The following is a 10,977-nucleotide window of genomic DNA, read 5'->3' on the forward strand; positions in this document are numbered from 1 at the left end:
ACTATAGTTTGTTCACCGCGGGAGGAGGTAAGGGATGAATCGAATTTTTAGAAACGTCATATTCTATTTACTCATATTTTTAGTCATTATCGGTGTGGTTAGCTTCTTCCAAGGAGCAGGTGGCCAGCCTGAAGTGATGAAATATGGCAAGTTTGTTCAACATCTCGAAGCTGGGGATGTAAAAAATATTACGATACAACCTGAAAGAGGCGTCTATGAGGTTAGGGGTCAGTTAAACAACTATGATAAGGATCAGTTTTTTGTCACTAACATCATCGGTAGCCAAAATGAGGTTGATCGAATTACGGAGGCTGCGGTAAACGCAGACGTCGATGTACTTAAAGCAAAGGAAACAAGTGGTTGGGTAACCTTCTTTACGTCGATTATCCCATTTGTTATTATCTTTATTTTATTCTTCTTCCTACTTAACCAAGCCCAAGGCGGCGGTAGTAGGGTTATGAATTTTGGTAAGAGTAAAGCCAAATTATATAGCGAAGAAAAGAAAAAGGTTCGATTTAAAGATGTTGCAGGTGCGGATGAAGAGAAGCAAGAGCTTATTGAAGTAGTTGAGTTCTTAAAGGATCCTCGCAAGTTTGCTGAACTAGGTGCACGAATTCCAAAAGGGATCCTCCTTGTTGGACCTCCTGGTACAGGTAAAACATTGCTTGCCCGTGCGGCTGCCGGTGAAGCGGGAGTTCCATTCTTCTCCATCAGTGGTTCGGATTTCGTTGAAATGTTTGTTGGGGTCGGTGCTTCACGTGTACGTGACCTATTTGAAAATGCAAAGAAAAATGCGCCGTGTATCATTTTTATAGATGAAATTGATGCAGTTGGACGCCAGCGTGGTGCAGGTCTTGGTGGCGGTCATGATGAGCGTGAACAAACCTTAAACCAATTGCTAGTTGAGATGGACGGATTCGGTGCAAACGAAGGAATCATCATCGTTGCTGCAACAAACCGCCCAGACATTCTAGACCCAGCCCTTCTACGTCCAGGACGTTTTGACCGTCAAATTACAGTTGACCGTCCAGATGTGAAAGGTAGAGAAGCAGTTTTACGAGTTCATGCTCGTAATAAGCCTTTTGATGAAACGGTTGATTTAAAAGCAATCGCTGCAAGAACACCAGGGTTTTCTGGTGCTGACCTCGAAAACCTATTGAATGAAGCAGCGCTCGTTGCAGCTCGACAAAACAAGAAGAAAATTGATATGAACGACCTCGATGAAGCATCAGACCGCGTGATTGCCGGTCCAGCGAAAAAGAATCGTGTCATTTCGAAAAAAGAACGCAATATCGTGGCGTTCCACGAAGCGGGGCATACCGTTATTGGAATGGTACTTGATGAAGCAGATATGGTTCATAAGGTTACTATTGTCCCACGAGGTCAAGCTGGTGGTTATGCAGTAATGCTTCCTAAGGAAGATCGTTACTTCATGACAAAACCTGAATTATTGGATAAAATTACAGGTCTCCTAGGAGGTCGTGTAGCAGAGGAAATCACGTTTGGAGAAGTAAGTACTGGTGCTCACAATGACTTCCAACGTGCTACAGGTATTGCTCGTAAAATGGTTACCGAATATGGAATGAGTGAAAAATTAGGCCCGCTTCAGTTCGGTCAAGCACAGGGTGGTCAAGTGTTCTTAGGACGCGACATTCACAACGAGCAAAACTACAGTGATGCAATTGCGCATGAAATTGATCTTGAGATTCAACGCTTTATTAAAGAAAGTTACGAAAAAGCAAGACAAATTCTTACAGAACATCAAGATAAACTTAAACTGATCGCTGAAACATTACTTGAGGTTGAAACGTTAGATGCTGCTCAAATTAAGAGCTTGTTCGAAGAGGGAAAATTACCTGATCGACCAGAGGTATCTGAGGATGCAGTTAAGCCTAAAGACGATGTAAAAGTTACGATTAACTCTAAAAAAGAAGAGGAAGTAACAGAAGGCGAAAACAAAGATAAAGAAGAGTAATAGCAAAAGGTGTCTACAGTCTAAGTAGGCACCTTTTTTGTGTCGTTTTAAGCTCTTAAATTGTGGAATAATAAAAACGAGGTATGGTATGATGTTTGCATTAAGTTGCAAATTTCGTAACTGTGCTTTTTGCATTTGGGGGTAGGGGGTACCACATGATTTTTGTTTTTGATGTAGGGAATACAAACATGGTTTTAGGGGTATATGAAAATGATGAGTTAAAACATCATTGGAGGATTGAAACCAGCCGAAATAAAACAGAAGATGAGTATGGACTCGTGATAAAATCATTATTAGCCCATGAGGGATTAACCTTTAAGGATATTAATGGCATTATTATGTCTTCTGTCGTTCCACCGATTATGTTTGCGCTTGAACGAATGTGTTTAAAGTATTTTGGAATTAAGCCGTTAGTAGTTGGACCAGGCATAAAAACGGGATTAAACATAAAATATGATAATCCAAAAGAAGTGGGTGCGGATCGAATCGTCAACGCGGTCGCTGGAATCCATCTGTATGGAAGTCCACTTATCATTGTTGATTTTGGTACTGCCACAACATACTGCTACATAAACGAGAAAAAGCAATACATGGGTGGGGCAATAGCACCTGGAATTGCCATCTCAACGGAGGCTTTATATTCAAGGGCTGCAAAGTTGCCAAGAATCGAAATTGCTCGTCCAGAAGGTGTGATCGGGCGAAACACGGTTAGTGCAATGCAGGCAGGTATATTATATGGGTATGTTGGTCAAGTTGAGGGTATTGTCGGCCGCATAAAATCCCAAGCTGTGGAAAAGCCGAAGGTCATTGCAACAGGAGGACTTGCTTCACTGATTTCGGGAGAATCAACCGCGATTGATATTGTGGACCCGTTTTTAACGTTAAAAGGGCTACAGCTTATTTACCAACGTAATAAAGAAACAAAATGAAAATAACATCATATGTGATGACACGAAAAGGAGTAAAAAAATGAGTGATTATTTAATTAAGGCGTTAGCTTTTGATGGACAAGTTCGAGCATATGCCATTAATTCAACAGAAACAGTTGCTGAGGCCCAAAGACGCCATTATACATGGCCGACTGCGTCGGCAGCACTTGGTCGAACGATGACAGCAGGAGTGATGCTAGGAGCAACTCTTAAAGGCGATGTTAAGCTTACCATAAAAGTTGAAGGTGGCGGACCAATCGGTATTATTCTGGTTGATACAAACGCAAAAGGGGAAGTAAGAGGGTACGTGACGAATCCCCAAACTCATTTTGATTTAAATGAGCATGGGAAACTCGATGTGAGAAGGGCAGTCGGAACAGACGGAACCTTAACAATTGTAAAGGATATTGGAATGAGGGAGCAATTTTCCGGACAAGTGCCGATTGTGTCAGGGGAACTTGGAGAGGATTTTACGTATTATCTTGTTTCTTCTGAACAAACTCCTTCATCTGTGGGTGTAGGAGTTTTAGTGAATCCCGACAACTCCATTTTAGCTGCTGGTGGATTTTTGATTCAGCTGATGCCTGGAACAACCGAGGAAACCATTTCGCAAATTGAAAAAAGACTTCAAGAAATTGAGCCGATCTCCAAAATGATCGAAAGGGGCCTTACACCTGAAGCTATATTAGGAGAAATTGTTGGTGAAAAAAACCTAAAAATTCTTGAAAAGATGCCAGTATCATTTGTTTGCCCATGTTCAAGGGAACGAATTGAAAGTGCCATTATTAGTCTAGGTACAGAAGAAATCGAAGCCATGATTGAGGAAGATGGAAAAGCAGAGGCACAATGCCATTTTTGTAACGAGAAATATCATTTTTCAAAAGAAGAGTTAATAGAATTAAAAGACCAAGCAAAGTAAGGTAATGGGAGATGAGAAAAATGAATCAAAAGATATTATGGTCAATTGTAGTTGCTCTCGTTATCACAAACTGTCTGTCGGTCGTGTACTTTGTGACTGATGAATCAGGGGAAAAGTCTAAGGAAAAGACCGTTGAAGCGTCTAAACCTGTTGTTGCAAGTGGGGAAGAAGAAGTAGTGGCCACAATTGGAGAAACATCGATTACAAGACAACAATGGTTAAATGAACTTGAAGACAGATATGGGAAACAAATTTTAGAGGGAATGATTGATGAAGAAGTTGTTCGTCAAATGGCAAAAAAATATGACATTACTTTGTCAGAGGATGTTGTAGAACGTGAATTGACATTAATCAAGACCATGTATAATACCATCGATAATGAGAATATCGATGATGAGCACTGGCAAGAACAAATTGAGTTAAGCATTTTATTAGAAGAACTCTTGACGAAGGACGCAATTATTTCTGAGGAAGAAATGAAACATTTCTACGAGGAAAACAAGCATCTATACGAAATTCCAAAGTCGTATCACATTTCCCATATTGTCGTAAAAACAAAAGAAGCAATTGAACAAGTACAACAAGAGTTGGAAAATGGCTCAAGCTTCGCAGCACTTGCTATGGAGAAATCAACTGATGAGTTTACTGCAAATCGGGGTGGCGAACTCGGATTTGTAAATGCGGAAAACGGATATGCTCCCGACAGCTATTTAGATATGGCTGAAAAATTAAAGCCAAACGAAATGAGTGAACCTATCGAGGTTGAAGGTGGCTATGCGGTTATTATCCTACATGAGGTAATTGATGCAGTCACATATTCCTATGATGATGTTAAGGGTCAAATTAAGCGTCAAATTGCAATAGACCAGATGAATGGTGCTATATCAGTAGAGCCATTCTGGAAAGAGCTTGGCGTCAAATGGTTCTTTGAAAATCACCAATAAAATTTTAGAAAAAATTCACAATTTGCGAGTAGTAAATTCGTTGACTTTTATAGTGAGAATTGCTAAATTGTAGATAAAACCAATAAAAATAGTAGGAATTGAGGGTGGAATCATGACAAGAGTAGCGAATTCAATTTATGAATTAATCGGTCAAACACCAGTTGTAAAACTTAATCACTTAGTTGATGAAGATAGTGCAGATGTATATGTAAAGCTTGAGTTCTTTAACCCAGGCAGCAGTGTGAAGGACAGAATTTCGTTAGCAATGATTGAGGCTGCTGAGAAAAATGGAGATTTAAAGCCTGGTGACACGATCATTGAACCGACAAGTGGAAACACTGGTATTGGTTTAGCGATGGTTGCTGCTGCTAAAGGATATAGAGCAATCTTAGTAATGCCAGATACAATGAGTATGGAACGCCGTAATCTTTTACGTGCATACGGTGCTGAGCTTGTTTTAACACCAGGTGCTGAAGGAATGAAAGGTGCTGTTAACAAAGCAGAAGAGCTTGTAAAAGAACATGGTTATTACATGCCGCAACAATTCGATAATCCAGCAAACCCTGAAGTTCACCGTTTAACGACTGGTAAGGAAATAGTTGAACAAATGGGTGATCAATTAGATGCATTTGTTGCTGGAATTGGAACAGGTGGAACAATCACTGGAGCTGGCCAAGTGTTAAAAGAGAAGTATTCGGACATCCAAATTGTAGCTGTTGAACCAGCTGATTCAGCTATTTTGTCTGGTGGAAAACCAGGACCACATAAAATCCAAGGTATCGGCGCAAACTTTGTACCGAGTGTATTAAACACAGAACTTTATGATGAAGTGTTTACAGTTAAAAATGAGGAAGCAATTGAAACTGCACGCCGTACAGGCCAAGAAGAAGGATTCCTTGTAGGAATTTCCTCAGGTGCCGCAATTTTTGCAGCACTACAAATTGCGAAAAAATTAGGTAAAGGCAAAAAAGTACTTGCGATTGTCCCAGACAATGGTGAGCGTTACTTAAGTACAGTTCTTTATCAATTTGATGAGCAATAATGGTGATTGTCTCAAAGAGTCTATTCCTCCACGAATAGACTCTTTTTTCTATCTAAGGTGTACTGAAATTTGTATATCATGTAAAATATAGAAATAGAGTCAAAGGATACTAAAACAGTCGATCAGAGTAGAAAACGAAGAGTAGAGTAAGTTGAGTAGAAAAATTTGAGTATGAGGTGAGCTAGAATGATCGTAATGATTGATAATTATGACTCGTTTACATTCAATTTAGTACAATATGTTGGAGAATTAGGAGAAACGATCATCGTCAAAAGAAATGATGAAATCAATCTTAACGAAATTGAGGAACTGAATCCCGATTTAATTATGATTTCACCAGGACCCTGTACACCAAATGAAGCAGGTATAAGCTTAGACACAATTTCTCACTTTGCAGGGCGTATCCCGATTTTTGGTGTTTGCCTAGGACATCAGTCGATTGCCCAAGCGTTTGGTGGAGATGTGATTAAAGCGGAAAGACTTATGCATGGAAAAACATCTGAGATCCAGCATGATGGTAAGACCATCTTTTCAGGGGTCGAACAACCTTTCATTGCGACACGGTACCATTCATTAATCGTAAAAAAAGAAACGCTTCCAGAGTGCTTTGAGATTTCAGCTGAAACAGATGCTGGAGAAATCATGGCAATTCGCCATAAGGAATATCCGATTGAGGGTGTTCAATTTCATCCTGAATCAATTATGACGACAGCGGGTAAACAATTAATTAATAACGTAATTGAGTTATATATCAGAAGTAAAAATGAAACAGTGCCAACTAAATAAGGTTGAACTGTTCTGTCGGGTAAACTGAGTAAAAGGAGATTGAAAATGGATCGAGATAGAATAACAAGACCCACGCTAACATGTGGTCCGTATCAATTAGATTTTTCCAAAAAGACAATGATTATGGGGATTCTAAATATCACCCCTGATTCTTTTTCAGATGGCGGCTCTTATTTTGATTTAGAGGCGGCTATCGCTCATGCGAAGAAAATGGTCAACGACGGTTCAGATATAATTGATGTTGGAGGTGAATCAACCAGACCAGGATATGAAAGACTCTCTGACGAAGAAGAGATTGCTAGAGTGGTGCCTATCATTAAAGCGTTAGTTAAGGAAGTTCACGTACCTATTTCCATCGATACCTATAAATCCGAAGTAGCTAAGCAAGCAATCGAAGCAGGAGCACATATTATTAATGATATCTGGGGTGCCAAGGCAGATCCCAAAATGGCTGAAGTTGCGGCAGCCTACCATGTCCCCATTATTCTAATGCATAACAGAGATAATAAAAACTACACGAATCTCATCGATGATATGATCGTCGACTTAAAAGAGAGCGTTGAAATTGCAAAAGCAGCAGGTGTGAAGGATGAAAACATTATTCTAGATCCCGGAGTCGGATTTGCAAAAACCTTTGAAGACAATATTGAAACAATCCGTCAACTAGACCGTTTTTCTGAACTGGGTTATCCTATATTGCTTGGAACCTCAAGAAAATCCTTTATCGGTCACATTTTTGATTTGCCGCCACAGGACCGTGATGAAGCAACCGGTGCAACTACCTGTCTTGGAATTCAAAAAGGCTGTGATATTGTCCGGATCCATAATGTAAAGATGAATGCAAGGCTTGCTAAAATGATGGATGTCCTTGTTGGTAAAGGTGTAGTGTAAAAATGGACAAAATCTATGTGAACCAAATGCAATTTTATGGATATCATGGAGTGTTTTCAGAAGAAACCAAATTAGGTCAACGCTTTTTCGTTGACCTGATGGTAGAAGTGGATGTTAAACAAGCGGGGGAAACTGATAATCTAGATTATTCCGTTCACTACGGAGAGCTTTTCAATCTATGTAAGGAAATTGTTGAGGGACAACCATATAAACTATTAGAAGCCGTAGCTGAAAAAATTGCCGCGGAAATTTTAGACCATTTTTCATTGGTTTCAAGTTGCACCATTAAAGTCATTAAACCAGACCCACCTATACCCGGGCAACTCCAGTCAGTTGCTGTGGAAATCTCAAGGAGTCGATAACATGAATAATACGGCATATATCGCTCTTGGAACGAATATAGGGGAACGAACAGAATATTTGCGTTTTGCATTAAAAGCAATTCAAGACCAAGGAATTATGATAAACGATTACTCGTCCATTTATGAAACAGACCCTGTTGGATACGAGGATCAGGGTTTATTTTTAAATATGGTACTTAAGGTAAAAACAGATTTACCACCATTTGAGTTACTGTGGGTTTTACAAAAAATTGAGCTCGAGTCAGGAAGAGAAAGGAAAATAAGATGGGGTCCAAGAACATTAGACCTTGATATCTTGCTTTATAATCATGAAAAAATTGAAACAGAGCACCTTATCGTTCCACATCCCCGAATGACAGAAAGAGCATTTGTGCTAGTGCCGTTGGCTGAAATAGATCAAAATCTACAAATTCCAGCAGTAACGAAGCCAATATCCTTACTACTAAATGAATTACAAGACAGAGAAGGTGTACGTATATGGAAGCGGAGAAGTGGGGAAGACGTATTCGTGCTTTTCGAAAGTTAAAGGGGTATACACAAGAAGGGTTAGCAAAAGACCTGGGGGTTTCCGTATCCTTGGTTGGTGAAGTGGAGCGGGGAACACGAATGCCAAGTAAAACGTTTTTAGAAGAGGTTTCAGAACTACTGAAAGTACCACTTGAAGACTTAACCCCAAAAGGGTAGATTAGTATTTGGATTTTTATAAATATATGGGCTGGGATGACGACCATATTTAGGCTATTCAAAACATCAAGCGGTAGCCCTAAGGGAATTTAGAAAGCACGCAGCATGGTACTTAAAAGGAATCCGTGGCAATGCAATAGTTCGGAATGAGGTCAACAAATATAACACTCGAAATGAATAAGTATCACTATTACGAAACTTCGTAGACGAAGTGGAAGAAAAGCAACGTAATAGGACGTAATAGTGAGATGATTGTTTGACATCAAAAGTTCCCTACTCTATAATACCCGTAAGTAGCCTACTGCCAGTTTTTGCTGGCAGTTTTTCTGCTTTACGTTTATATTGGAATAGGACAAGTTATAGGTACTCGTATTTATGATAGATCATGTAACGATATAGGAGTTGATGAAAATGAATCATGAGGAATTAAATGACCAATTGATTGTCAGAAGAGAAAAGTTACATACATTGCGTGAAATGGGAGTAGACCCATTCGGTAAAAGATTCGAAAGAACACATAGTACACGTGAGCTTATCGACTTATATGATGCATTTACAAAAGAACAATTAGACGAAAAAGAGGTAAATGTAACGATTGCTGGACGTATTATGACAAAGCGCGGTAAAGGTAAAGCAGGATTTGCTCATATTCAAGACTTAACTGGTCAAATTCAACTATATGTACGTCTTGATTCAGTTGGAGAAGAACAGTATGAGGTATTCAATATTGCAGACTTAGGCGATATTGTCGGTGTATCAGGTACTGTATTCAAAACAAAAGTAGGAGAGCTTTCTATTAAAGCAAGTTCATTTGAACTTTTATCAAAAGCACTTCGTCCATTACCTGACAAATTCCATGGGTTAAAAGACGTTGAACAACGCTATCGCCAACGTTATCTTGACTTAATAATGAGCCCGGAAAGTAAAGAAACCTTTATTACAAGAAGTAAAATCATCAGAGCGATGAGACGTTATCTAGATGATCACGGCTATTTAGAGGTGGAAACACCAATGATGCATTCTATTCCCGGTGGTGCATCTGCACGCCCGTTCATTACTCATCATAATGCTTTGGATATCCCATTATATATGCGGATTGCGATTGAACTACACCTTAAGCGCCTAATTGTAGGTGGTCTAGAAAAGGTCTATGAAATTGGAAGGGTATTTCGTAATGAAGGTGTCTCAACACGCCATAACCCTGAATTCACGATGATTGAGTTATATGAAGCTTATGCTGACTATAAAGATATCATGAGCCTTACCGAAAATCTCGTAGCCCATATTGCACAAGAAGTACTAGGCACTACTACAATCACTTATGGTGAACACCAAATTGATTTAAAGCCAGAGTGGAAAAGACTCCACATGGTAGATGCAATTAAAGAATATGTAGGGGTAGATTTCTGGAAGGAAATGAGCCTTGAAGAAGCTAGACAACTTGCGAAAGATAATCATGTTGAAATTAATGATCATATGCAATATGGTCACATCGTGAATGAGTTCTTCGAGCAAAAAATTGAAGACAAGCTTATTCAACCAACATTCATCTATGGACATCCGGTAGAAATTTCTCCACTTGCGAAGAAAAATCCAGAAGATCCTAGATTTACAGACCGCTTTGAGCTATTCATCGTGGGTAGAGAACACGCCAATGCATTTACAGAATTAAATGACCCTATTGATCAACGTCAAAGATTTGAAGCTCAGCTTAAAGAAAGAGAGCAAGGAAATGACGAAGCTCATATGATGGACGAAGACTTTGTTGAATCGTTAGAATACGGTTTACCACCAACAGGCGGATTAGGTATCGGAGTAGACAGACTTGTAATGCTCTTAACGAATTCTCCATCAATTAGAGACGTATTACTCTTCCCGCAAATGCGTCATAAATAATGTTTTGAAAAAGAGTGGATATCCACTCTTTTTTTATGCCCTTTTATTAAAAAACTTTTTTAGTATAATTTTTTTCTTAAAAAGTCTTGCCTTAAAATTTAATAGGTGGTATATTAGTTACCTGCCGCTGAGAGGTGGCGCGAAATAAAAAGAAACAAAAAAAGTTATTGACTATCTAAAAGATAGGTGATATTATTATAAAGTTGCTTCAAGAGAGCAACAGTAATAATAACTTAAAAGTTCTTTGAAAACTGAACACAATACAAGCGTCAACGTTAATTCTAAGTAACAAAACTTATTGAGCAAGATCTTTGCTTCTTGAAATGCCTCTTCGGATTTTGTGAAAAATGCCGAAGGTATTTTAAGCAATCAATACTCTTATTGGAGAGTTTGATCCTGGCTCAGGATGAACGCTGGCGGCGTGCCTAATACATGCAAGTCGAGCGAACCTGAGGGAGCTTGCTCCCAAAGGTTAGCGGCGGACGGGTGAGTAACACGTGGGCAACCTGCCTGTAAGACTGGGATAACTTCGGGAAACCGGAGCTAATA

11 protein-coding genes, 1 rRNA gene and 1 pseudogene are annotated in these 10,977 nt (G+C 39.3%); all 13 read left to right on the forward strand.

Annotation, left to right across the window (positions count from 1 at the left end; translation table 11 throughout):
* Nucleotides 1–34: 34 nt before the first annotated feature.
* Nucleotides 35–1,975, forward strand: coding sequence for an ATP-dependent zinc metalloprotease FtsH (ftsH, locus tag E1I69_RS14975; protein ID WP_136380376.1), 1,941 nt, complete (start codon nt 35–37; stop codon nt 1,973–1,975).
* 155 nt (nt 1,976–2,130) lie between these two features.
* Complete coding sequence (locus E1I69_RS14980; protein ID WP_136380377.1) at nt 2,131–2,904, forward strand: type III pantothenate kinase; 774 nt, start codon at nt 2,131–2,133, stop codon at nt 2,902–2,904.
* A 40-nt stretch (nt 2,905–2,944) separates the two neighbouring features.
* Nucleotides 2,945–3,823, forward strand: a complete 879-nt coding sequence (gene hslO, locus E1I69_RS14985) for an Hsp33 family molecular chaperone HslO (protein WP_136380378.1) — start codon at nt 2,945–2,947, stop codon at nt 3,821–3,823.
* 20 nt (nt 3,824–3,843) lie between these two features.
* A complete protein-coding gene (locus E1I69_RS14990; protein ID WP_136380379.1) occupies nt 3,844–4,767 on the forward strand; it encodes a peptidyl-prolyl cis-trans isomerase in 924 nt (307 codons plus the stop codon).
* Nucleotides 4,768–4,879: 112 nt separating this feature from the next.
* On the forward strand, nt 4,880–5,809 hold the full coding sequence (cysK, locus tag E1I69_RS14995; RefSeq protein ID WP_136380380.1) for a cysteine synthase A: 930 nt from the start codon (nt 4,880–4,882) through the stop codon (nt 5,807–5,809).
* A 186-nt stretch (nt 5,810–5,995) separates the two neighbouring features.
* A complete protein-coding gene (pabA, locus tag E1I69_RS15000; protein WP_136380381.1) occupies nt 5,996–6,595 on the forward strand; it encodes an aminodeoxychorismate/anthranilate synthase component II in 600 nt (199 codons plus the stop codon).
* Between the two features lie 45 nt (nt 6,596–6,640).
* Entirely contained in the window at nt 6,641–7,486 is an 846-nt protein-coding gene (gene folP, locus E1I69_RS15005; protein ID WP_136380382.1) for a dihydropteroate synthase, read from the forward strand.
* A gap of 2 nt (nt 7,487–7,488) precedes the next feature.
* On the forward strand, nt 7,489–7,848 hold the full coding sequence (folB, locus tag E1I69_RS15010; protein ID WP_136380383.1) for a dihydroneopterin aldolase: 360 nt from the start codon (nt 7,489–7,491) through the stop codon (nt 7,846–7,848).
* A 1-nt stretch (nt 7,849) separates the two neighbouring features.
* Nucleotides 7,850–8,374: a 2-amino-4-hydroxy-6-hydroxymethyldihydropteridine diphosphokinase gene (folK, locus tag E1I69_RS15015; protein WP_136380384.1), complete on the forward strand. Its 525-nt coding sequence runs from the start codon at nt 7,850–7,852 to the stop codon at nt 8,372–8,374.
* On the forward strand, nt 8,326–8,532 hold the full coding sequence (locus tag E1I69_RS15020) for a helix-turn-helix domain-containing protein (RefSeq protein ID WP_136380385.1): 207 nt from the start codon (nt 8,326–8,328) through the stop codon (nt 8,530–8,532). The genes folK and E1I69_RS15020 overlap by 49 nt, the downstream gene beginning before the upstream one ends.
* A gap of 58 nt (nt 8,533–8,590) precedes the next feature.
* Nucleotides 8,591–8,710, forward strand: a pseudogene (locus tag E1I69_RS15025) (tRNA-dihydrouridine synthase); the annotation flags it as partial.
* A 233-nt stretch (nt 8,711–8,943) separates the two neighbouring features.
* Complete coding sequence (gene lysS / locus E1I69_RS15030; protein WP_431731887.1) at nt 8,944–10,428, forward strand: lysine--tRNA ligase; 1,485 nt, start codon at nt 8,944–8,946, stop codon at nt 10,426–10,428.
* 378 nt (nt 10,429–10,806) lie between these two features.
* Nucleotides 10,807–10,977, forward strand: a 16S ribosomal RNA gene (locus tag E1I69_RS15035); the annotation flags it as partial.

Source organism: Bacillus timonensis (assembly GCF_004799755.1).
Classification (GTDB): Bacteria; Bacillota; Bacilli; order Bacillales; family Bacillaceae_L; genus Ferdinandcohnia; species Ferdinandcohnia timonensis_A.

Excerpts from the sequence above, each read along its gene's own strand:
- folP (WP_136380382.1), top strand. The coding sequence starts at position 6,641 with ATGGATCGAGATAGAATAACAAGACCCACGCTAACATGTGGTCCGTAT.
- pabA (WP_136380381.1), top strand. The coding sequence starts at position 5,996 with ATGATCGTAATGATTGATAATTATGACTCGTTTACATTCAATTTAGTA.
- cysK (WP_136380380.1), top strand. The coding sequence starts at position 4,880 with ATGACAAGAGTAGCGAATTCAATTTATGAATTAATCGGTCAAACACCA.
- E1I69_RS14990 (WP_136380379.1), top strand. The coding sequence starts at position 3,844 with ATGAATCAAAAGATATTATGGTCAATTGTAGTTGCTCTCGTTATCACA.
- E1I69_RS14980 (WP_136380377.1), top strand. The coding sequence starts at position 2,131 with ATGATTTTTGTTTTTGATGTAGGGAATACAAACATGGTTTTAGGGGTA.
- folK (WP_136380384.1), top strand. The coding sequence starts at position 7,850 with ATGAATAATACGGCATATATCGCTCTTGGAACGAATATAGGGGAACGA.
- lysS (WP_431731887.1), top strand. The coding sequence starts at position 8,944 with ATGAATCATGAGGAATTAAATGACCAATTGATTGTCAGAAGAGAAAAG.
- ftsH (WP_136380376.1), top strand. The coding sequence starts at position 35 with ATGAATCGAATTTTTAGAAACGTCATATTCTATTTACTCATATTTTTA.
- folB (WP_136380383.1), top strand. The coding sequence starts at position 7,489 with ATGGACAAAATCTATGTGAACCAAATGCAATTTTATGGATATCATGGA.
- E1I69_RS15020 (WP_136380385.1), top strand. The coding sequence starts at position 8,326 with ATGGAAGCGGAGAAGTGGGGAAGACGTATTCGTGCTTTTCGAAAGTTA.
- hslO (WP_136380378.1), top strand. The coding sequence starts at position 2,945 with ATGAGTGATTATTTAATTAAGGCGTTAGCTTTTGATGGACAAGTTCGA.